Origin of the sequence: Halopseudomonas aestusnigri, assembly GCF_002197985.1 — a bacterium.
Classification (GTDB): domain Bacteria; phylum Pseudomonadota; class Gammaproteobacteria; order Pseudomonadales; family Pseudomonadaceae; genus Halopseudomonas; species Halopseudomonas aestusnigri.
This window is the reverse complement of the sequence record NZ_NBYK01000001.1, coordinates 686,664-711,305: the sequence shown is the minus strand read 5'-3', so window position 1 is coordinate 711,305 and position 24,642 is coordinate 686,664. Positions and strand designations below refer to the sequence as shown.

Genomic DNA, 24,642 nt, shown 5'->3' with positions numbered 1-24,642 from the left:
GGTTATTTCGTTTTTTCCAATGCCCGAGCCTATCGGAAAACCAGCTGCAGCAATACCTGTCCGCTGTCCTGGTCGGGCACTACGTCCTTGAATGCGCCTGCAACCACCAGGCTTGCAGACACCCGATCATTCCACCAGCGGCTGTTGATACCGGCGCCGCCGCTGATCAGGTCCACATCTTCATCGCCCAGCTCCATAGCCCTGCCGTAGTCCATGAATACAAAGGGCTGCCAGCGTTCGCTCAGATGCCAGTATCCTTCAACGCTGGCGTTGACTCCCCATGGGGCCGTAATGATGCCGGGTTCATAGCCGCGCTGGGCACTGATCCCGCCAAACTGTTTGTGCAGCGCCGAGGGCAACTCGTCCTGACGGGTTGCATATTGCCAGCCCGCTTTGCCCACCAGTTCGTACGCCTCACCCAACTGACGCGACGAGTACAGGTCGCCGGTCAGAATGGTAAAGTTGCCGCTCTCTCCGGTCAGGGCGTTATCCGGCGAGGCCTGACGAAGGCGCTGTTCGTAGCGGGAATACCAGGGTGCGGCACGGTACTCGAACTGGCCCTTGAGAAAGACCTCCTGAATGTCCACTTCACTGAGCGTCACACCCTCCAGCGTCGTTTCAGAGGTTTGAAAGGTGTAACCCACGCCGCCCAGCAGCAACCAGCGGTCAGACAGCCACCACGGCTGATCAAAGCCCAGGCCGTAGTTGCTGGAGTCCCCTTCGATATTGAGATCAGCCAGCGGACCTCGCTTGATCTCCATGCTGTTGGCCCCCGCCTCAACCCAGGCAAAGCCGTTGCTGCGGGTAACCGGACGGGTGTAGCGCAGATTCAGATACTGGCTACCACGCGTACCGACCAGCACTGCGCTGATGTTGTCCGCCATGCCGGTCGGCGAGAACCAGTTGAACGTGCCACCCAACTGCTCGTAGCCCGTTCCCTCACTTCCGTAGTTGTTAGCAAACAACGACCAGTCGAAGCGTTTCGGCTCGAAACGCTCCAGATCCACCCGCGTTGTGCCGAAGCGCTCGCCTGGAGCCAACCCTGCAGAAAGCTGCGGCCCCTGACTGGTCGCATTGAAACGGCGAATCGCCTCGATCAGCATCGGACTGTCCAGCGTCTCCCCGTCGGTCAGATCAATCCGGTCGCGATAAAAAGACTCGTCAACCTGTTGCCGCTCGCCACTGAATACCACGCTGTCCAGCTTTGCCTCTACCAGCACAACACGGAGCTGACCGTCCTCCAGGGACTGCGGCGGGATAATCGCCCGGGCCGTCAGCTGACCACCGTCGGTATACAGCTGGTTGACCTGCCGAATCATGTCATTGAGGTCAGCAAAGGTAATCTCGCGTCCCACATACTGTCCGGCGATATCCTTCAATTGCGTCTGGGTGAGAAAGACCGACGGGTTGAAGCTGATGCCACTCAGTACAAAAGGCGGGCTGTCGCTCGGGAGTGCATCATCCTGCTCCGGCTGCGCGCCCTGCAAAGCCGGTATCTCGATTCGGCGCGCACGCTCTTCAATCTGCTGCTGACGCTGCTGGGCATCAATTTGCTCGCGTTGCAGACTCGGGTTGACCTGCCCGGCGCTCACGCCACCGGGCAATACTACCTGAGCGTGGGCAACGCAAGGCAGCAAGGCCATTGCCGCCAGCGTCCATACTCGCTTGGTGCTCCATGCATGCGCTGCCATCAGATTTTCCACCGCTGTTCATCATCCTCGTTGTTGGTTGCACCCTGTGGCCACTGCAAATTCAGCGGGCCCGTCATTTCAGGGACCTGCACCTGCTCCTGTGGCACCTCTCCGAGACCCGCAGCGCGATTCATCAATTGGCCAAGGCGAAGGTGCATCATGTCCGGCGACAGCATTGCCTGGGCATAACGCGCAGCCGTAATGCCCTGGTAGTCGACGCCACCGTCCTGGTGCCCTTCGGCAAAGTTCGGCACCCGCACCAGATGAGTCGCATCGCGGTGCAGCACATAGGCGTTGGTATAGGTCGATACATCGCTTTGATACAACCAGAAAGCCTTATCCAGCTCGTACAGCTGCACATTGGCGTCCGCGCGATAAGCCGGTGACAGGTTATCCGCGATCAGCAGCGCCTGAGGCGTGCTCAACTGGAAGAAGTCGGCATTGCGAATATCGTCGAAGTCGGCGATGGCAGCGGTCGTTTCAAAGTCGGTGTAGACCATGTCCAGCAGCGAGGTTGTAACCGCACTGCCCTGCAGCCGCAGGACAAAACGATCACCGGCCGCGCCGTCGTTGTTCAGGCCGGTCACCAGCAACTGCAGAGCACCGCTGCCAGTTTGCTGCGCACCCAGCTCAACGTCCTGCGCATGCAGATCGGCGGCGACACCCAGTTGCGCATCGGCGACCCGAATAGCCGAGCCGGCCCACAGACTCATGGTCGGTGTTACCACCTGCCGCAACGCGATAACCGCCGGCGTGGCAGCGCCATCGCGCCAGCCCGCATTTGCGGTCAGACCGCCGTCAGCTACTACCTGATCACCCGTGGTATCAAGCAGGCTGTCGAGCAACACCTGACCACCGGCCAGCAGACGCTGGAAGCTGATTTCCTCATCGGCACTCCAGTCCTGGTCGCCGCCGCTGGTGCTCTCACCAACCGCTATCGCGCCCAGTGCCAGCAGGTTGATGTCCTGCTCGGCAATCAGGTTATCGAACGACAGGTGGTGACCGTCAGCGTCAATCTGCCCCAACGCTGTGCTCACTGTCCTGGCGCGGATGTCACCAGATGCGGTCAGGTGAATATTGCCGCTCAGCGACTCACCTTGGTAGGGCACGCCGGTAGAGATAATGTCGTTGCCGACGGTAATGTCGCCGTTTGCCGCATCCAGCAGAATATTGCCTCCGGCCACGACGCTGTCGTTAATGTTGATGTACTCGCCGGAGGTGATGCTCACATGCCGGCCGGCCGTCACATTGGCCAGATCAACAGAGCCGCCGACCACAAAGGTCAGATCACGGCCCGCTTCTGCCGACCCACCCAGACTCATATCCTGTCCGATACCGACAGTCAGGTCGCGGCCAGCCTTCAACGAGTAGGTGCCACCGTAGCGAACCGTCGGCATCAGCAGGTTGCCGTTGGCCAGGATGGCCACATCTCGGGCAGCCTCGACCATCAGGCCGGTGATGTTGCCGTCGCCCTGCTCCGCGTCGCCAGTTGCCTGCAGGAACACATCGGTGCCGAGACTCTGGGCGCGACCGAAGAACAGGTTGCGACCAATCATCCGGACTTCACCTTCGGCCTCGGCATTGCCGCCAAAAACATCACCGTCGGTTTGCACCAGCAGGTCTGCTCCCGAGTAAAGGTGGGCAGGAACCAGCACATCGACGGCCTCGGCGTCGGCCAGCTCGCCGAAGCGGATGGTACCGAGCGATCCGGCTTCGGTAGTCAGCGTGAGATTGCCGCCACTGCGACCAGTCCTGATAGTCAGGTCACCGAAGGTGTGCGCATCAAGGGTCGAATAGGCCTCAACATCCCCCAGCAGAGCGGAGCCGGCCTGCAGGTCAACCCATTGCGTCCGGCTTGTCAGCTGCTCGGCGGCAAACAGCGAGCTGGCTGCCAGCGACAGGGTGCCGGTAATGCTGTCGACACTGCCCAGATCGGCGCTGCCAACGTCGAACACCACGTCGTTTTCAACAGTGGCCTCGGTACCTTGCCAGTCACCTGCGCCATCCACAGTCAAATCGCCGCCGATAATCAGGCTGCCATACTGCAGCGCAGTACCGGCAACACCACGATGCCGCAGCAGTGCGTTGCCATCGACCTCGGCGCGGGTCAGCACCAGTTCACCATCAACCAGCAATTCCAGATCACCCGCTGCGTCCAGGGAGCCGATATCAACAGCACCGCTGGCATCAACGACCATATCGTCGTTACGCGCCCAGATTTCGGTCGCAGTCAGGCTGCCACCTGTGAAGTCGAATAAGTGATAGGCATCCAGTGTGCCGGCCGACAGCAGCCCGCCATTGTTGCCCAGCGCCACGTGACCGTCATGCGCCAGCAGGCTGCCGATCGACAGGTCGTTACGGTGTTGCAGATAGATATTGCCACTCAACGCCTCGACCGACGTCAGCTGCGGCAAGTCGACCAGCAAGGCAGTGGTCTCGCTACCGATGCCAAGCCCCGCCTCGATCTCGGCGATGCCTGCGTGCGAACCAGTGAGGTTGACCTGGCCGTCGCCGTTGCCGCGTACGAAGCCACCAGCCTTGAGCAGGAACTGGGTGGCGGCGGTACCGGTATTTTCCAGCAGCCCCAGATGCATGTCGCCGACAGTGGTCAGCGCCAGCGTGCCGCCGGCACTGAAACGGCTGTCGTCAGCCATGTCCAGGCTGCTCGCCAGCAGGGTCAGATTGCCATCTGCCTGCGCACTGCCGGTCAGGATCGCATCAGACAGCGTATTGATCAGCAGATTGCCGCCCGCCTGGGCCTGCGCGACGGTGATGTCACCCTGGGCATCAAGCTGCATGTTGGCACCTGACTGCACATCACGCACCTGCAGATCAACAGCGCTGCTCAGACTCAGATCACCCTCGGCAGCCAGCTCGCCAACCGACAGGGCTTTGCCGCTGCTCAGGTCAGCATCGCCGCCGGCATAGCCAGACAGCTCACCCGCACTGGCAGACTGCAACTCGATCTGCAGCGCGCCGTCGACGCCCCGAATGTCGTCCCTGGCAACCAGGTGGATGTTGCGGCCACTGACGCTCACCTGATCGAGCACACCGATCAGACTGCCGTCGATGGCGTCCAGATGAATGTCGCCTACAGCAAACACCTGGCCAATCTCGAAGTCGCCATTGGCCCAGCGCAGCGCCACATCCTGACCTGAGGATGCCGCAAGCAGGCGCCCGCCGACATTCAGGGTCAGCATGGTGTCTACACTCTCGCCTGTGCCCAGACTGCCGGTGCCCGCTTGCAGGGTCAGATCCTGACCAACCTGGAACTGGCCAAAGCCACTGCCCTCTGCGGCCAGAATGCTGCCGGCTGCGGCCAGCCGCGCATTCTCTCCGGCACTGACCGAGCCAATCTTCAGGTCACCCGCCGACTGCAGATACAGCGATCCGGTCACGTCGGCATCAAAACGCTCGGATGCCTCTACATAGAAAGGTGCAGTTCGGCTAACCGACAGACTGACCACTTCACCGGCATCATTGCGGTTGAACACCACATCACCCGGTGCATTGGCCAGCGCCAGCGCGGCAGCCTGCTCGGCACTGAGTGCACCGGACTTGAGGTCTGCCAGATCAATCAGCAACGCATCAGCCAGCTGACCAACATCACCGGCAACCTGCACAGTGACATGACGCCCGGTCAGGTTAGGCTCGGCAGAACCCACAGAGGTGCCCGAAGACGGACGCAGCGCCGCCAGCTCGATCGCGTACAGCAGTTCATTCTCGGTCCAGATCGCGTCACTGGTAAGCGACTCGATCTGCGCTGCCGATGCCGTGTAGGCAAACAGCGCGTCATAACTCTGGAATGCGCTCTGCGACCGCCAGTCGCCCGCAACATTATTGCTGAAGAAGGATTCCAGCTCGGCAAAGCGTTCGCTGGCAAACTGTTGCACCTGCGCATCAGTCAACCCGGAGACACCCAGCTTCAACTCAGCCAATGGCCGCATGAACGCCAGATTGCCGGCATCAAGCACAAACTCCGAGCCGCTGACGCTGCCCAGCGCCTTTAGCTGCCAATATTCACGGTAGCTTGCATCCACCAGATCCTGGAACGGCTTGACCGAGGTGGCGTAAATATTATCTTCGGCGCCATAGGCTTCGGTCAGTCGCAGTTTCTCCCAAACCGCCTTGCGCTGGGTTTCATCCAGCGTGTCGGAGGCGAGGCGACGACCTGCATCGTACAGAGAGCCCTGCTCAACCCGCAGCCAGACGTCGCCGGTTTCCGAGCGGATACTGCCGACCCAGCTGTCGCCTTCGGTTTCGTGCAGGTAGATACCGCGATTGGCAGTAGCGTTAAGTACCCCGTGCTCAACACCGCCATTGAGGGTTGAAACCTCTTTGGCATGAACACGCAGAGCCTTGCCGCTCTCGCCAATGCCGCCCGACAGGCTGGTCAGTGTAATGTTGCGGCCGCGAACGTGCGGGGTAGCAGCAGCGGTTTGCTGGCTGCCAAGCAGGTCACCGGAAGCCGAAATAACCACATCGCCACTGCCGTTACCGGCATCAACACGCTTGATAATGGCATCAGAACCCAAGTTCAGGTTCACACCAGCCGAGCCGGCCTGAACGGTCAGGGTACCGCCCGGCGCCAAACTCGCGGAGAAGCGATTGCCCGCGTTACCGATCTCGCCACCGGCGTTAAGGGTCAGATGCCCGGTATAGACGCTGCCGTCAGGCATATCGATGATATCGCCACCAGCCGTCAGCGTAGTCGAGCCGCCCGGGTTATTCAGACGACCGCCCACATACAGGTCGTTGAGTGTGGTCGCTTCAATCAGCCCTGTCGCGTTTCCGATAAAAGCAATCTGGAACGGATTATCGGCCTTGACCGAATGGCGAATAGTGATCGATGCGTCGAGCGGGAAACGATAGTTCCACTGCGAGTAGTACTCACCGGCGCGATCGCCGCTGGTGTACTGGCCACTGGCCTTGAAGCCCCAGTTACAACCGGATCCCAGGCTTTCACCGCAACCGTGGTAGTTGACGTTGAAACCTTTGAAGTTGCTCAGCGAACCACTGATATTCTGCTCATACACGCCTTGCGAAGCGTTCCCGTAAACCACGTTTCCGGTGCTGACATTCCAGGGATCATTCGGCTGCCCTGACGGGTAGACCCACGCCCAGTCGCTGACATAGTAACTGTCGCCGTCGTAGCTGTATGTGCGATGGAGTGATGCATGCTGACTCCATTCATAGCGCAGATTCGTACTCGGTGAATACGTTGCACTGCTGGCCGAGGAGCTGCTTACCAGGTAGGCGTTGGAGATAGAGGTGCCGCCATTGCGGTTATCGAAAACCGACAGACCGCTGCCCTGGGTATGCACATACCAGGACGTGGCGTGCTGGCCGGCGACTGGGGCCTTGAGCGTATCGACGATCTGTACGATACCCACCGATCCCGCGCCGGTATCAATGGCACCCAGCTGCAGTTGAGCCTGCGACAGGTTGTCGATACTGACCTGACCGTAGCCGTTGTTGACCTCAATCCGCCCCAATGGATTGGTACTGATGATTCCGCCCTTGAGGTAGACGTAACCGCCACCCGAGGCGTTGACGTCATCGACCAGAATGCGTTGATTGACAAAGTCGTACTTGGCACGAATCAACGAGCTGCCACCGGTCGCGGACAGGTATTCCAGCGGGATGTCGACCGCCGAAACACAGGTATTGCTGGCGCAGTAATGGCTGGCAAGCCAGTTGTCGAGGCTGGCACTGACGGTCAGGGTGCGGCTGGTTGCCTGACCACTCGAAATGGTGCCGTTAATGTCGATATAGCGGGCCTGAATGCCAACCTGACCGCCGACTATTCGTTTGCTGGCAGCGCTGCCGCTCAGATCAGCCGACGCATAGCTGGCGGTACTGCTGTGAAGATTGCGCTGGCGCAGAATCGGCATCCAGGACGCAGCGTTATCGATGCCACGGAACTGCCACGCCAGCCCGGTGTAGGACTTCCCGGTACTCTCCGAGCAGTTACTGCCGCTGCTTACCGACGCAGGCAGACACCCTCCAAACAGAACATCACTGCGACCGGACTGTCCACTGCTGGGCGCTCCCTGCAGGAGCAGACCCGCATTGTTGTTCGACAGTCCACCGCTGCCGTAAACATAGTTGGCAATCAGTTCGATGGCGACAGTGGTGGAACCGGTCACGCCGGCGAAGCTCTTCCACTCCGAAAGCGGGTTTGAGCCGACAGACCAGTAGCCGTTCGGCTGGAAGACCGACATCGAGCCTTCCGGTACCTCAACCAGCACCTGCTGGCCGAAGGTAGCGCCGAACTGTCCGAGCGAGCCCTTGGCATTGGAGATATGAACCAAACCACCCAGGTTGTAGATATCGCCGGTCAGGAAAATGGCCGGGCCATAGCTGACGTTGCCCGAGTAACCGCTGTAACTGTTGTCAATGCGCACCTGGGCTCGCCGATCAGCGTTGACCTCATTGATGGTGCCACTGGTGAAGCGCGAGCGATCGGCTCCCCCGGTGAACAGCACATGGCCGCCCGGCTCATCCGGAATCAGCACGTCACCTACCAGCAGATACTTGCTGCTGCGGTTGGTCACCTGGATCTTGGGACCGCCGTTGGCCGTCAGGGTACCGGCGCCCGATAGCCGGTCGGCATTGACGGTGATATTACCGCCTGCCGCCAGCATGGAACCCAGCTCCACCGAACCGGTGGCCGAACTGGAAATGGTACTGCGCAGGATCTGCTTGGTAACCGGGTCAATACCCGAGTAACTGTCAAGGAAATCAGTCGGAACAAAGCTGCTGGTGCTGAGAACCAGAACCGGCAAACCGGCACTCTGGGTCACATTACCGTTGGGCGCGATATCGATGATCAGCTCGTTATAACGGCCGGCCAGGAAGTTACCATCAAGATGGGCGAAGCTGTCGCGCACGACATTGGTTCTGCTGTCACGGTTGGTAACCGGGATAAAACCGAGCTGATAACCTCGCGCCTCGCCATCGGCGAGCGCGGCGTTAAGCCCGTTGTAACCGCCTGCGGTGATGTTGCGCGCGGCAAGAACCGAAGCACCCTGCTCAACGGAAACGCCGGCAACGTTAGTGATCAGACTCTCGGCGCGCGCATCAGGCACCGCAATAATACCGCGCACGACACTGTGCGCTACGGTATCGGCATTGATGCGTGTCTGCCACAGCCCCTCGGGATCACGGCCTGCCGACAGATCGATATTGCCCAGCGCAGACAGCGTCGCGCCCTCGCCTACGGACACGGATTGCTGGCTGGCAATATCGGCCTTGGCATTCGCGACACCGACACCTGCTGCTCCCCAGGTGCTGACCAGGGATTCGATAGCTGACGACGATAGGGTGTAGGTACCCAGACCGATCTGACCATAGGCCGTGAGGGTTGCCCCATCACCCACGTTGACCGCATTGGTAAAGCTGGCATCGTGAACGTTGTCCGCACCGCCGCCGGCAATCGCACCACCGGTGCTGAGCGTGACACTTTCGTTTACCTCATGGCGAGTAAAGGCACGGGCAATCAGCTTGCCGTCATAATCGCCACCGGCCAGTCCGGCAACCAGAATTACCCGTTCGCCGATATCCACCAGCGAATCAGCCGTCACATCAGACCGATTGGTGACCGCCTGGCCGCTGATCACGCCGCCACCGGCACCGCTGGCAGCAGAACCAAGATGACGCGTGTAGATGTTGGAGTTGGCGCTGAGCAATGCGTCCTGCCCAAGGTACAGTTCGGCATCATTACCGATCCTGGCTCGGGTAGTGACTGTCACCTCATTATCGGAGCTGGCACCACTGCCGCCCACTACCGCGGCGTTGACCGAGTTGGCATGGGTCCCGTAAAGGGCATTGAACTTGGCGGTAAGCGCCAGGCTATCGGCAGCAATGTCAACGGCTTTGCCGATCTCGGCATACACGTTCCCGGTAGTGCGGGTCCGGGCGATGGTGGCATTGCCCGCGACGAGACCGCCGCTACCCGCGATGCTCTTGGCCTGATTGATGTCCTCGCCGTCGGCAGAGACGACCAGATCAGTCAGCAGCGACGCGCCCTGACGATCATTGGCGCGATCACCCAGCTTCGCCTCGGTGGTGGTTGTCGAGCGCGCCTCGGCAACAGATGCCCCAACCGCCAACCCACCGACCGCAATCCCGGTGGCTTCGGCGTACTGTTGGGTTTCGCTACGGGCATCGATTTCAACCCGACCGGAGGGCAGTTTGAGGTCAGTTCCTGTGGTAGCGCTGACGGTAGAGCTGTTAACCGCCTCGGCAACTGAACCATTGGCAGAGAAATACAGGCCGCCACTGCCGGCAACCGAACGCGCCCGGACCGCTGCCTCGTCGGGATCAACCTCGTTACCGCTGCGCTGGTTATCCAGTTTGGCAGCGACCTTGAGACCGCCGGTGCCCTTGATATCAACGGCATTACCCAGCTTGGCCGTGACCCGAGTGCTGCCTTGCGCCCGGGCGTAGGAGGCACCCACGCCGGCACCTGCAGACACACTTGCGCCGATGGCACTGACATCAATCTGCGGCGCTGCGGATGCCTGCACTGTCACGCCGCCGGCCTTGCCGTCCAGCATGGCACCATCACCCACTTCGGTGGCAACCCGGGTACTGTCGATACCCAGCGCCGCGACGGCGGTACCTGCGGCAAACAGACCACCCGCCGCACCAACCGTATCTACGCTGAGCAAACCGGCACCATTGGCCGACAGACTGATGCCGTTGGCCGTCAGACTGCTGCCTGCCGTCACGTTGACACCCACAGTGCTGTCGCGCAGACCGGTACCGATAACCAGACCGGCTGCCACGGCGCCCAGAGCGGCACCATCGGCCTTCACCGAGAGTCCCAGGGTATCTTCTGCAGTCGCGCTGAGAGCATTGCCGTATTGCTGGTCACCACCCAGATTGACGCCGATGGTGTTGTTCATATCGGCAACCGATACAGCCGCACCAATACCGGCAGCAAATCCCGCAGCGCCGGTGTAACTCTCGACCTTGACTGCAGGCTCGCCGTTAAGGGCCTTGCTCTTGGCCGTCGCCGACAGCGAAGCGGCACGTACGGTCGCATCGACCTCGGTACTCACCCGGGCATTGGACAGGGTATAGGCCACCGCAGCGCCCACTGCCGCGCTGCCTGACAGCTGAGCGGAGCCGGTGAGATTGCGCGTTGCAATCGAGTCGAGCGCGCTGACCGTGACGGCTCCCTGACTGTCAACACGCCCACCCTTGATGCGGGCCAGCGTCTCGTGGGAGTAGGTGGTGCCTGCCTTGAGGCGATCCGAACTTGAGCCGACCTGCCCGCTTCGATTGAGCAGATTGGTCTCGTCTGTGTTACTGCGACGCTCGATGACGTACTCACCGGTTGCGCTGTCATACACCACGGTGTCATAGCCGGTCTCGGCGGTTTCCCGACTGGTGAAACCGTCAACCATGGACAGTGTGCCGTTACCGCCACTGTTCAATTCATCCAGCGGATCGGTACCCTCGACCGAGGTCGCGCCGGAACCCAGCATCAGCAGACCGACACTGCCACCCAGCGCAGCACTGCCACCCACACCACCGGTGACGGTGTAAAGCTGCACATCCACATCGCGCGCAGCGGCAACCTTCACCTCTCCGGTGGTATACACCTGCGAGTCGAGCAGCATCGCGCGGGTCGCATTGTTGGCGACCAGCACGTTGGCACTGGCGCCAAGGGATACATTGCCGATCGCGGCAGAACCGGCATTGCTCAGCGCAATCAACTTGTCGTAGGCGTCTACCGTCAGACTGCCGGCCCGGTTCGCAGACGTACCCAGATCCAGCTTGCCGGCTCCGGCTTCGGTGACGTTCTCAACGATAAACACGTTCACCGAGCCCGCCATGGCAGCGCCACCACCACTGACGCTGACACTGTTGCCAAGCAGACGGGTCACGCTGTCGGCCTCGACACTGATTGCGCCGGGGCTGGTGATCTTGGTGCGGGCCTCGCTACTGCCCTGCTGGGCACCCAGCCAGGCACGCACGGTACTGCGGTTGTAACCTACCGCCACACCGGCACCGGCGCCAACCGCGCCACCACTGGCGGTATCGGCACTGGGCGCCAGGCTGTTGATCGCATCTGCACTCACATTGAGGCTGCCAACGGTCAGATCACTGCCTCCATCGACCAGCGCCTCGGTGTTGCCTTCAAGCACCAGCACAGCGGCACTGCCGGCTACACCGACAATGGCACCGGAAGCACTGACAACAATGCTGCTGGCCGAGTTGGTAGCACTGGCATCAACGTCCATCGCACCACGGCTGGTGACTTTGGCGCCACGCACCCGTGCGGTAACGTCGCGACTGATCACGCCGGTATCTGCGGTCACAGCGACCGCTGCAGCGCCAAGCGAAAGCGCCGCGTTGAGCACACCGCCGAAGCTGTAGCTATGGCTGGCGGCACCCACGCTGACCTGCTGATCCGCTGCAGCGCCCGCATTGGACTGGTTGATCTGCGCATCATCAATCGCCGCCAGTGTGGAGCCACCCAGTACCTGGGTATTGCTCACACCACCAACCGAGGCGCTGGCCAATGGGACCAGAGATACGGCAGCACTGACGCTGGTCTGACCGGTCTGCTGCAGCGATGTGGCTCTTACCGCCACCCCTTTGACCAGCTCGGAGCCAGTCTGCAGATTGAGCACAGGATTGAACTGTTCGGCATCAGCCCAGGCATCGGTATCCGGCGCATTGGCTACTTCGCCGTTATCAACCGACACGCCGGCACCCAGTGCCAGCGCGGTTACCTCGGTTGTCGCACCGCGAATCGCTGCTTCGGTTTCGCTCTGCAGCACATTCACTGTTACCAGACCGGAGACAGCCGCGTTGCCGCTGCCGGCGACAACACCGGCATAGGAATTGACGGTGTCATTGTTGAACGCCGTCACTGCGACGTTGTTGCGGGCCAGAATTGCCGCACCACCATCGATAAGCGCGCGCGCGCGGGTATCCAGAATGCTGGTTGAGATACCACCATTTACCGCAGCGGTACCGGAGAAGCCGCCGGAGACCGAGATGGTATTTATCTCGGCATTCGACTCAGCCTGCACCGCCAGGTCATTCAGCGTGAATCCGCCGTCCGCATGGCGGCCGGAGACACGGGCTTCGATATCGTTGTTGATGCGGTTCACCGCCGTCGCGACGCCGACGGCGACACTGCCAGCGGCTGCAATGCCACCCGACAGCGAATTGATGCTGGAGGCATCACGCGCCTTGACCAGCATCCGGTCCGCGTCACCGCCACTGTTGAGCACCCGCGCATAGGTACGCGCATCGATATTGTTGCTGGTATTGGAGAAAACGGCAGCGGCAGTGCCCGCACCGGCACCGCTGAGCGCCAGGGTATCGATGTTGGCTTGGGTGAGCGCCTCGACACGGGCATCGGCGCCGCTCGCCAGATCCACAGAGCTGTCGCTGATCCAGGCCTGACGCACCTGAGTAACCGTGCTGACTGCGACCGCTCCGGCACCGGCACCGCTGCCGGCGCCCTGCACGTTACCGGCGAGGGTTTTGATATCGACCTCGCCGCGAGTTACCTCGACCGTCAGTTCACTGGCACCGTCGATATCGCTGTTTTCAATGCTGGCAGACTCTTCGCCAGCCACCACGTTGACCGCGATGGAGGCGCCGACTGCGGCAGTGCCGGCACCGCCGCCACCCAACGCGGCGGAGCGTATCAGCGCATCACCGCCACTGCTCAGATTCAGGGTTCCGGTCAGTGCGATGGCCGACTCGTCAATCTTCGCCACTCGTTTGGCAAGGATGATGTTATTGACGTTCGCAGCCCCTACCGCAGCGGTGCCGGCGCCATTGACAACCGCACCAAGGCCCCAGATGGTGCGGTCTCCCTCCGCTGCAGACAGCGACAGGTTACCCACGTTGTCGAGCTGGCTATCGAGAATCTCTGCCCGCTCCTCGCCATCCAGAATATTGGTGGTGGTCGCGCCGTTAACGGCTACCGTACCGGCACCGCCACCGGCAACAGCGATCGAATAGATCGCCTGCTGCACACCGCTCTTGAGGCTGACATCGGCAAAGCCATCAATCAGGCTGCCGCCTCCGATCACTGCGCGGCGATCAGCGGCAATGCGGTTGACCGACGCAGCAAGACCCACCGCAGCGGTACCGCCTCCGGTAATCGAACCGGCCAGCGAAGCGATGGTCAAGCCCTGACCTGCGCTGGCATCCAGTGACAATGTCTGGTTGCTGCCGGCAGCGTTAACGGTGCTGCCGAAAATGCTGACTTCGTCCTTGCCGTTAATGTTGTTGGCCGCGAAGGAGCCACCCACGCCCGCGGTCCCACCACCGGCGGCATCGATACCGATGCTCCAGATTTCGCCATCCAGGGCCGATGTCATAGCAGCATTGCCGCTGAGATTGACAGTGCTGTTGCTCAGTTTTGCTTCGCGTTCGGCGTCAATCAGGTTGACCGCCACACCGGCGCCAACGCCGGCAGATCCCCCGCCGGCAGCCAGGTTGAACGCCAGCGACCAGATGCTGGCACCGAGATTCGGCTGACTGGCGGAAATGGTCAGATTTCGTGCGTTCAGCAGCGCCGAGCTGAGCTCTGCGGTGGTCGCGTCGGCAATGCGGTTGTAGGTCATGGCGGCACCGACTCCGGAGCCGCTGGCGGAGACCGAACCGGACAGCGCAGCGGTAATGATTCGGCTCTGCTGCGCAGCACTGAGTGTGGCGTCACCGGTCAATTCATAGGTGCCACCGACGATATTCGCTGTCGCGCTTTGCTGCATGTCGTTGATGCTGAATGCCGCACCAACGGCAGCCGTGTTACTGCTGCCGGCAATACTGCCGGCCAGCGAGTAGAAGCCGCCGGTTTTCAGCGCCTGAACCGTCAGATCGTCGGCGTTCAGGGTGCGACCGGTCATATCCAGCTCAGCGGATACGGAGCCGCGGCCGATCAAGGCCGTAGCAGAGCCGGCAACAGCAATATCTGCGGCCCCCGCGGCGCCAATCGTGCCGGCGAGAACATCGCTTTCATTGCGTGCGACAACCGCCAGATCGCCGGTCAGGCCAATATCGGTGTTGGCGACATTGGCACTGTAATCACTGCCGTTGTACACCACGCCAATGGCGCCACCCACAGCAGCCTTGCCACCGGTGCCGGCAACACTGCCGGCAATCGCCAGTACCGCCTCACCCGCGATGTCGCCACTGTCGAACAGGTTGCGGGTAGTGGTATCGGCAGTGCTTGATGTCTCGTCGGTATTGGTATCGATACCGTCTTCGCTGAACAGCTCATCGTTGGTTTCAGCTTCCACCTCAATCTGTGAGGTGGCGCTGCTGCCGGTCATATCGAGACCGGTTTCACTGAGCGTGGTGTCGGCGCTGGCGTCGTAGTTGAAGATATCGTTCAACGCGTCGCCACCCGGCACACTGGCTGCAGCAACTGTCACGTTTGCGCCAGTCAGCGAGGAGTCATTGCTGTCTGTCTTGTCGACGTTCGCCTTGACCTTGTTGTTCATCACCACAACGAACAGCGATCCGGCACCGGAGCCACTCTGTTGCCCGGTACTGGCAGCAACAGCCAGCGCACCGGCCAGCACGCGAGAGGCACTGTTGGCCTTGACTTCCAGGCTGTCAAAATCGGTTGCGGAGCTGCCCAGCCACTCGGCTTCCAGCTCGTTACCCATAATGGCCAGCACCATGGAGCCACCGCCACTGCCGCCCTTGTCCTTGCTGACAGCAAATGCACCACCGCCCAGCAGCGAGCGGGAACGATCGTAAGCGTTGACCCCAATGACGCCTGGCGCTGCAGCGCGCTGCTCGATCTGGCTATCGATTACCGCGGCACGGGTCTTGTTATTGAACACCCCGGCCGAGCCGGAGAGCGCGACCGCGACATTAGTCTCGCCACCGGCCGCGACTGACAGCCCAAGCCCCATGGCGATCTGATCGCCACCACTGGCAGCCTGGACCTTGAGCAGGTCGTTGCTGCGCAGAACGGTGTCCTGCATCAGGGCTTCGGTGAGGTTGTTAAGCTGATTGAATGCAACCGCACCGGACAGCGCCGCGCTGTGCTGGCTCTTGTCGCCGCCCGACAGGGTCAGGGCACCGGCACCGGAGCCACTGAACTGGTGGGTCTGGTTCAGCGACAGCACATTGACCTTGCTGCCGGCGGCATCGCGCGGATCCAGCACGATGTTGCCCAGGTGAGCGCGGTTCTTCTGTCCCGATACGTTGACGCTGGCAGAGGCGGCAGCCGCGAGGCTCAGGCCTTCCTTGGTAGTACCGTCACTGCCGTCGCTGCTGCTGTCACCATTGAATGCGGTCTGCAGCTTTTCCCAATATTCGCCGATCTTGTCCATTGCCGCTTCCCCGGAGGAAACGGCCTTATCCTTGGCGTTCTGCACTTCGCCGGTAATCAGCGCCAAACCATTGGTGAGCGAGGTCTTGATCGCCTCGCCGAGGCTACCGGCCTTCTCCTGCGAGCCGGCATCGGCACCACCACTCTCGCTGGCCACCTCGTCCTGCTGGGCCTGTTCCTGCTCGGAGCGCGCCAATGCACCGGCAATCGAGAAGGCACCGCTCTGGCCAGAGCTCTGCGCACTGAGCGTCAGATCGTTGACCAGCCACGTACCCTTGCTGCTGTCGTTCAGGCCATCAGACAAATAATCCGGACGCCAGCCCTTATTGTCGCCAACCAGGGCGTAGACGTCGGTGTTGACGACATTGACCGCAACACCCGCTCCAACGCCGACGTTTTCGGAAGCAGCGATGGCGCCGGCGGCGCTCCAGAGACCCAGCTGATGCTCTGCATCGATATTTACGCTGTCGGCAGTCACATCGGTGCTGCTGTGAATCGAGCCTTGCACGCTGCTGTCTACAACGCTGACGACGATCGAGCCGTTGCCGGCAACACTCGCTCCCTTGCCCGCAGAAGGGCTGACCGCGATGATCAGCTCATCCTGCAGTGCCCCCACGTTAATGGCTTCGGCAGTCAGGCTGCCGTTAGCGCCGATCCCCGCGATGGCCTGGTTATCCGTAATCTGAATGTTGATCCCGGCACCAACCGCACCACCCTCCCCGCTGGTAACACCGAACAGCGCATCGAAGTTCCCCGAGATGGCCAACTGCTCAAGCTGATTGTCAGCGGTCACTTGCAGCGGAGCAGACCATTCCCACCCGAGAGTACGCAGCGCCTCCCGACGCGCCTCCAGCGCGGCTGTGCTGTCCAGTTCGGGCAGCACCGCGGCCAGCAGACTCGCCCAGGGGGCATCATCGGTGGAGGTAGCGGTCAGATTGACGTTGTCTCCGGCCCAGGCAAGGGTATCGATGCGGTTCTGCAATATCGACAACGAGCCAGCCATACCGAGCTTGTCAGCCTCGCCAGTCGAATTCGCGTATTGGGTAGCGATCTTGCCAATAACGGCCTGCGGACCTTCGCTCAGCAGCTTGAGGTTGGCGTAAACCTGCTTGAGCGAACTCCAGCGGTCCAGCCCCAGCAGCCCGATGGGCTGATCAAAGCGCGCGCCCACGCCGATTCGGCCGGCGGTCACCTGAGTCCCGTCACCAATGATTGCGTGGGTTTGCTGATCGAGCTCGGTATAGACGGCAGCGACGCTCAACGACACCGCGGCACCATCGGTACTGCCATCATCGCGTTTTGCGGAGGCATTGACCGTACTCTCGGCGGCGTTGTGCAGATTTTTCTGCTGTTGCCAGGCCTGGACGGCCAGGTCGCCACTGATGTCGATAACCGGTGCACTGCTACCACCGCCCAATACCGACTTGACGCTGTGGTCGGACAGGGTTACGTCAATTGCCGAGGCCAGACGGAACTTGCTGTCAGTTGTCGGCTTGGCGCCGCCCTCTTCCTTGGACTCGGGCTTCATGCCAAAAAAGTCCTTGAGGCTATCACCGAGGTAGTCGGTAACCGGTTTGGCTACCTGCTCATTGGCCTTTTCCTTGAGCTTGTCCAGATAACCCGGCTCGGAGGCACCGGCAGAGACGGTGACCGAGGTAATCTGCTTGTAGACCACATTGGCTGCATTGACATTCAGATTACGCGCGCCGTCCAGGTCGGCGCTGAACTCGGCATAGGTATCGCTGTTATAAAGCGATACGCCAACCGCGGGGCCGCCGGTTGCGCCCTCGCCACTGGCCTTGAAGCTGACGCTGGTCTCAAGTTCCTGCTCGGTCAGGGCGAGCACGTTGACATCCCGGTCAACCGTCAGGTTGGCGCCGTCGGCAACCACGGCACGGGTTGTGATATTACTCATCGCCATGCCGAACCCAAGACCCATGGTCTTGAGTGCACTGCCTTCGCCATCGACGCTGTTTTCTGCAGCAGCGGTGACCGACAGGCTGTTGTCACTGTGCGCGACTACCGACAGGTCCCGCCCAACATCAAGCGTAGCGCCCGAGTTCACTACGACCTCGGTCAGGCCGGAAATCTGGCCGTAGGCAGCATCGAAGCCAAAGGGAATTTTCTTTCCGAGCACCGGAATGCTCCAGGTGGAGCTGTCTACCGCGCGCTGAGTGGTTGCCCAGGCGGTCAGATCGTTACTGGCGTTGATATTGGCTGTGGCGCCAATATCGACGACAGCGTCGGCCTTGGCGATGTAGGCCGACAGGTTCGGCACCAGCAGGGTCAGTTCGGAAAAGTTGGTCGGTGTTTCCAGAAACGCGTTGGTGTCTGCCGTTCCGGCGTAGGCCTTGATAGGATCGGCCAGGGTATCGAGCACATTGGCCCAGGTTTCTGCCTCGCTCCAGCCATTGTCGGAAGCCAGCTGGGCGATGTCGTCCTTGAGGTCATACTTGCTGAGCAGCATGCCGAGAATATCGCGAGAAACCTCGGCCCGCGCGTCAGCGGTGATGGTGACATTACGTCCGGTGACAGTGCCGTCAACATCAATCCGCGCACCGGCTTCGGCGTATCCGGCCATTTGCCTGTTCAGCCCGTAGGCATCCAGGGTGACATCGCCGGCGTTGTCACCGGTGGCGTGTCCCGCGTCCAGCACAGCGTTCTCACCGACGATGATTTCGGCTTTGCCCAGATTGGCGGATAACCAGGGGTTGGCCTGATACTGAATGCCGGTTTTCAGGTCATCGAGGGTCTGAGCTTCGGCGTCTTCGTCACAGAAGGTACAGCTGATATCACTGAGCGCGTTGAGCGCAATATCGCCCGAGCGACCCGCACCGGTGGCGCGGGTAACCACCTGAGCATTGTCGGAGAGCGTAATTGACGGCGCCTCCAGGGTGACATTACCGCTGTCCTGCCCATTCTCGCCTCGCGTACTGATCAACGCATCGCCATTCAGTTCCAGCGACTTGCGAGCTGCGATCTGAACCTGCGCCCCCGAGTCATCCGCCATCAGCGCAGCCAGCTCGCCGGAGATTTCGACATTGTCAGTCGCGGTGATAACGATTCCGCCATCAGCACGGGCAACCGCGTCGCCAATCGCCAGGCCCTCGGTATTTACCGTGCTGTTGAACACAGTCCGGGCAACGTCGGTGCCGGCCTGCAGGTTGGCAGTGGCCTCAACCAGTACCGCAGCACCGTGGAGGTTGATCGAACCGTTGGTATTGACCATGCCGCGAATGACAATCGCATTACTGCCATCACTGGCCAGCTCGGCGCTGGGCAGCTCGCCGGCAGCCAACCTGGCGACGTAGTCATCGGCCTGACTGTCGGTCACAGCACCATCAACTGCCGCAATCCGGTGCAGCTCGTCCATGGTCGCGGTATTGGGCGTGGTGACGGTCAGGCTGCCGACGTTGACCACACCGGAGGCGCCAACAACAAAGCCGTGCGGGTCCGCAAAGATGATATTGCCGCCAACCTTGCCACCCTTGAGGCCGTTCAGGGTACCGTTGATGACCGCGCGCGAGTCGTGGACGAGGTTGACGAGATTGCTCGCGCCACCGGGCACGTGCAGATTGACCGTATTGCCGGCGTCGACAGTGAAGTTACCGAAGGAGTTGAAGCCGGTTTGACCACGCACCGTTGCGGTGGTGATGTCGGTATTGGCGCCGTTGACCGCAATCGTGGTGGCGGTCTGCCCTCCACTACCGGTGTGCAGCGTGATGTCGTTGGCCAGACTCCAGCCAGGCATCATGCCCGAAGCCAACATCAAAACTGTTAACGGATGACGGTTGAATACAGAAACCTGAGTCGAACGCCCACCCGATTTCTTCGCTTTCCCTGCGCTGGCCATGCCAACCTCACTGTCGACAATAAATTTTTGACAGCGCACTGTAGCAAAACGCCAAGCAATCAACAACGGTGCAAAGGGCGAACCGATGACGCCGAAACCCGGAGATGACGCGGCGTGACAGTAATCTGTCACGCCTACTTACAAATACCTCAGCGCGAGCGCGTCGGCTTGCGCCCACCACGCGGCTGACGAGCCTGATGCATGGACGGCTTGCGGGCCAGACGCTGCAGTTTTTCCTTGTCGCTGGTTTTCATCGCCGGCAGGGCAATCGGCTCCAGCCCCACTTCCATGCTGAGAGCATCCAGCTCGTTCTGTTTCAGCTCGCGCCAGCGACCGACCGGAAGCTCTGCCCCGAGGAAGACCGGCCCGAAACGCACCCGTTTCAGACGATTGACGCGCACGCCCTGCGATTCCCACAGACGGCGGACTTCGCGGTTGCGGCCTTCCATCAGGCAGACGTGAAACCAGCGGTTGATACCTTCGCCGCCGGAGGACACGATGTCGGTAAACTTGGCCGGACCGTCTTCGAGCATGACACCTTCCTTCAGACGCTCGATCATCTCGTCATCCACCTCGCCCATGACCCGCACCGCGTACTCGCGGTCCATCTGCCAGGACGGGTGCATCAGCCGGTTGGCCAGCTCGCCGTCGGTGGTGAACAGCAGCAGGCCGCTGGTGTTGATATCGAGACGGCCGACATTGATCCAGCGGCCGTGCTTGAGACGCGGCAGGCGATCAAAGACCGTCGGGCGACCCTCCGGATCATCGCGCGTACAGACCTCGCCCTCGGGCTTGTTGTAGAGCATCACGCGACGCACAACCTCGGTGCTCAGGTCACGCCGCAGCGGGCGATCATCGACACTGATCTGATCCATGCCGTCAACACGGCAGCCCAGCTCGGCGCGCTGACCATTTACGCTGACGCGACCGGCTGCGATCCAGCCTTCCACTTCGCGGCGCGAGCCCAGCCCCATGCGGGCCAGCACTTTCTGCAGCTTTTCGCCTGCGGCGGGGGCCGCCGGGCTGTCGTTTACTTCAAATTCGTCGGTCATTGGAGCACCTCCCGGTGTAGATAAAAGCCGAGCAGGATAACACCGACGCCGTGCGCCAGCTATATCAGTTCACAGGCTCTTCGTCGGAATCATCTGGTCGATCGTGCTCATCGGCGACCGGCATGTCCGAGACCGGCATGTCCGCTACCGGCATGTCATCAAAATCACTCTTGAGATTGGCCTCCATCGCATTGAGCTCATCAAGCAGATTACGGAAACCGCTCTGCCCCTCTTCTGAATCCAGTGGCTTGAGCGGCTCAACCGGGAGCCAGGGTTCATCGACTGCCCCATCAACAGACACTGGCTGTTCACTCTCTCCAGACAACGCCAGCTCAGGCTCAAGGTCCAGCTCATCCATTTCACGCACCGCAGCGAGCGGCGGCAGCTCGTTCAGGCTGCGTAAATTGAAATAGTCGAGAAACTGGCGAGTAGTCGCGTACATCGCAGGGCGGCCCGGTACATCTCGGTGCCCGACGATACGCACCCATTCGCGATCCAGCAGGGTTTTGACGATCTGGGTGCTGACCGCCACGCCGCGGATGTCTTCAATCTCGCCGCGGGTGATGGGTTGGCGGTAGGCAATCAGCGACAGGGTCTCCAGCAGAGCGCGGGAATAACGCTGCGGGCGCTCCTCCCAGAGCCGCGCCACCCAGGGGCCGTAAGCCTCGCGCACCTGCAGGCGCCAGCCGCTGGCAACCTCGCGCAGCTCGATCGCCCGCCCCTCGTAACTGGCAGCAATTTTTTCCAGCGCCTTGCGAACGTCGTCAAAACCCGGCATCCGGTCTTCATCAAAGAGTTCGCGCAGACGGTCGATCGACAACGCGCGACCGGCAGCCAGCAGGGCGGCTTCAATGATGTGTTCAATCGGCGGCTGACTCATCCTCTCCCCTCGCCTTGACATGAATGGGTGCAAACGGCTCGTTCTGCACCAGATCAACCAGTTGCTCCTTGACCAGCTCCAGCACCGCCATAAAGGTAACAACCACGCCGAGCTTGCCTTCGCTGGCGGTGAACAGGCTGACAAAGGGCACGAATTGCCCTGACTTGAGCCGGTCAAGCACCTCGGCCATGCGCTCGCGGGTCGACAGCGCCTCGCGGGTAACCTGATGGCTTTCAAACATTTCTGCCCGGCGCAATACCTCGGACAGCGACAGCAGCAACTCCTGCATGCTGACCTCCGGATGGGCACGCCGGCTGGGCAGCTCACCTACCTCCACCCGCACAGCCCAGGTTTCCCTGCCCATGCGCGACAGTGCATCCATATCCTCGGCGGCTTTCTTGAAGCGCTCGTACTCCTGCAGCCGGCGGATCAGTTCGGCACGCGGGTCGCCTTCGTCATCCTCCATTTCTTCGGGGCGCGGCAGCAACAGGCGGGATTTGATCTCGGCGAGCATCGCCGCCATCACCAGATACTCTGCCGCCAGCTCCAGCCGCACCGCCTTCATCAACTCGACGTAGGACATGTACTGACGTGTTATTTCAGCAACCGGGATGTCGAGAATATCGATGTTCTGCTTGCGAATCAGATAGAGCAACAGATCGAGCGGACCTTCAAAGGCTTCGAGAAAAACCTCAAGGGCTTCAGGGGGGATATACAGATCCTGCGGGACCTCGGTGTAGGCCTCGCCGTAGACGACAGCCAGGGGCAGCTCCTGCTGCCGCCCGACACCCCGGGAGCGATCCACCGGGGCATCGGAGTCGGGTCTGACCTCAGCGTCCTGCGTTGGGTCAGCCATCGGTTACTGGCGGTACTGCAGGCCCATGGCCTGACGCACTTCGATCAGGGTGTCCCGCGCGGCGTCACGGGCGCGCTCGGTGCCCTCGTTGAGGATCATGCGCACCGCGTCCGGGTTGGCTTCATACTCCGCCGCGCGCTGCTGCATCGGCTCAAGCTCAGCGCTGATCGCGTCGATGATCGGCTTCTTGCAATCGATACAACCGATACCGGCGCTGCGGCAGCCTTCCTGCACCCAGTCGTGGGTGGCCTTGTCGGTATACACCTGATGCAACTGGTAGACCGGACACTTGGCCGGATCACCCGGGTCGTTGCGGCGCACGCGGGCCGGATCGGTCGGCATGCGGCGCACCTTCTCGGATACCTCATCGGTGGTGTCGCGCAGGGTGATGGTGTTGCCGTAGGACTTGGACATTTTCTGACCGTCCAGACCCGGCATTTTCGAGTCCGGCGTCAGCAGTGCCTGCGGCTCAGGCAGGATGACCTTGCCGCCGCCTTCCAGATAACCGAACAGGCGCTCCTGATCACCCAGAGTGATGTTCTGCTGCTCTTTCAATAACGCACGAGCCGTTTCCAGCGCCTCGGCATCGCCCTGCTCCTGATACGCCTTGCGCAGCGAGGAATACAGCTTGGCGGCCTTTTTGCCCATTTTCTTGACGGCTGCTTCGGCCTTTTCTTCGAAGCCGACTTCCTTGCCGTACAGATGGTTAAAGCGACGCGCCACTTCACGGGTAATCTCGACGTGCGCGACCTGGTCAGCACCAACCGGCACCTGGCCGGCGCGGTAAATCAGAATATCGGCACTCTGCAGCAGCGGGTAACCCAGAAAGCCGTAGGTTGCCAGATCGCGATCCTTGAGCTTTTCCTGCTGATCCTTGTAGGTCGGTACGCGCTCCAGCCAACTGACCGGCGTCACCATCGACAGGAGCAGATGCAGCTCTGCGTGCTCGGGCACCTGTGACTGGATAAACAGGGTTGACGAGGTACCGCTGACACCGGCTGCCAGCCAGTCGATCAGCATGTCCCAGACGTTCTGCTCGATGCTCTGCGGATCTTCGTAGTGCGTGGTCAGCGCGTGCCAGTCGGCAGCGAAGAAGAAGCACTCGTACTCATGTTGCAGCTTCACCCAGTTTTTCAGCACACCGTGATAGTGGCCCAGATGCAAACGCCCGGTGGGACGCATGCCTGACAAAACCCGGCGCTGCGAATCGACAGAACTCAAGGGGAACTCCTGAAAAGACGTATTGGGATGGTTAACCAGCGGCGATTATACCGATAAAGCGCCAAGCGTCAGCGCCCGACAGCAATCAGTCAAGGTTTTCATCGCGACTCAGACCGAACGGCTCCGGATCACCGCGCCCCTCGCGCAGCAACTCCGCCTCACCGTCAAGCAGGCTGATCACGGTCGTTGGCTCGACTGTACAGGCTCCGCCATCGATGATCAGATCAACCAGTTTGCCCAGCCGATCCCGAATCTGCTCCGGATCGGTCAGCGGCAACGGATCGTCCGGCAGGATCAGCGTTACGCTCAGCAAGGGCTCGCCCAGCGCCTCGAGCAGATCCAGCGTGATCTGGTGATCCGGCACCCGCAGGCCAATAGTGCGGCGTTTGGGATGCAGCAACAGACGCGGCACTTCACTGGTGGCATTCAGAATGAAGGTATAGGGCCCGGGAGTCGCCGCCTTGAGAAGGCGGAACGTAGTGTTGTCTACCTTGGCGTAGACACCCAGCTCGGACAAGTCCCGACAGACCAGCGTGAAGTTGTGCTTGTCATCAAGCTGACGCAGGCGCCGAATTCGCTCCAGCGCGGCTTTGTTGCCCAGCTGGCAGCCCAGCGCATAGGCCGAGTCGGTCGGGTAGGCAATCACGCCACCCTGCCGAACGATGTCAGCCGCCTGACGAATCAGGCGGACTTGCGGATTATTCGGGTGGATCTGGAAGAATTGACTCATGAGCCGCCTCTGAAATGGTTTACCCGCAGT

General features: G+C 61.1%; 7 protein-coding genes. All 7 read right to left on the bottom strand.

Annotated elements, in window-relative coordinates; translation table 11 throughout:
• Positions 1 to 29: 29 nt before the first annotated feature.
• Positions 30 to 1,691: a ShlB/FhaC/HecB family hemolysin secretion/activation protein gene (locus B7O88_RS03350; RefSeq protein WP_088273760.1), complete on the bottom strand. Its 1,662-nt coding sequence runs from the start codon at positions 1,689 to 1,691 to the stop codon at positions 30 to 32.
• Positions 1,691 to 19,774 carry a leukotoxin LktA family filamentous adhesin gene (locus tag B7O88_RS03345; RefSeq protein ID WP_160003135.1) on the bottom strand — a complete coding sequence of 6,028 codons (18,084 nt, stop codon included), beginning with the start codon at positions 19,772 to 19,774 and terminating at the stop codon, positions 1,691 to 1,693. Before B7O88_RS03345 ends, B7O88_RS03350 begins: the two co-directional genes overlap by 1 nt.
• Positions 19,775 to 20,022: 248 nt before the next feature.
• Positions 20,023 to 20,925, bottom strand: coding sequence for a 23S rRNA pseudouridine(2605) synthase RluB (gene rluB / locus B7O88_RS03340; RefSeq protein ID WP_088273758.1), 903 nt, complete (start codon positions 20,923 to 20,925; stop codon positions 20,023 to 20,025).
• 64 nt (positions 20,926 to 20,989) lie between these two features.
• On the bottom strand, positions 20,990 to 21,805 hold the full coding sequence (gene scpB / locus B7O88_RS03335; RefSeq protein WP_088273757.1) for an SMC-Scp complex subunit ScpB: 816 nt from the start codon (positions 21,803 to 21,805) through the stop codon (positions 20,990 to 20,992).
• Complete coding sequence (locus B7O88_RS03330; RefSeq protein ID WP_088273756.1) at positions 21,786 to 22,661, bottom strand: segregation and condensation protein A; 876 nt, start codon at positions 22,659 to 22,661, stop codon at positions 21,786 to 21,788. The genes scpB and B7O88_RS03330 overlap by 20 nt, the downstream gene beginning before the upstream one ends.
• 3 nt (positions 22,662 to 22,664) lie before the next feature.
• A complete protein-coding gene (locus B7O88_RS03325) occupies positions 22,665 to 23,882 on the bottom strand; it encodes a tryptophan--tRNA ligase (RefSeq protein ID WP_088273755.1) in 1,218 nt (405 codons plus the stop codon).
• An 85-nt stretch (positions 23,883 to 23,967) separates the two neighbouring features.
• On the bottom strand, positions 23,968 to 24,612 hold the full coding sequence (locus B7O88_RS03320; protein ID WP_088273754.1) for an L-threonylcarbamoyladenylate synthase: 645 nt from the start codon (positions 24,610 to 24,612) through the stop codon (positions 23,968 to 23,970).
• Positions 24,613 to 24,642 lie beyond the last annotated feature (30 nt).

Excerpts from the sequence above, each read along its gene's own strand:
- scpB (WP_088273757.1), bottom strand. The coding sequence starts at position 21,805 with ATGAGTCAGCCGCCGATTGAACACATCATTGAAGCCGCCCTGCTGGCT.
- B7O88_RS03350 (WP_088273760.1), bottom strand. The coding sequence starts at position 1,691 with ATGGCAGCGCATGCATGGAGCACCAAGCGAGTATGGACGCTGGCGGCA.
- B7O88_RS03330 (WP_088273756.1), bottom strand. The coding sequence starts at position 22,661 with ATGGCTGACCCAACGCAGGACGCTGAGGTCAGACCCGACTCCGATGCC.
- rluB (WP_088273758.1), bottom strand. The coding sequence starts at position 20,925 with ATGACCGACGAATTTGAAGTAAACGACAGCCCGGCGGCCCCCGCCGCA.
- B7O88_RS03345 (WP_160003135.1), bottom strand. The coding sequence starts at position 19,774 with ATGATGCCTGGCTGGAGTCTGGCCAACGACATCACGCTGCACACCGGT.
- B7O88_RS03320 (WP_088273754.1), bottom strand. The coding sequence starts at position 24,612 with ATGAGTCAATTCTTCCAGATCCACCCGAATAATCCGCAAGTCCGCCTG.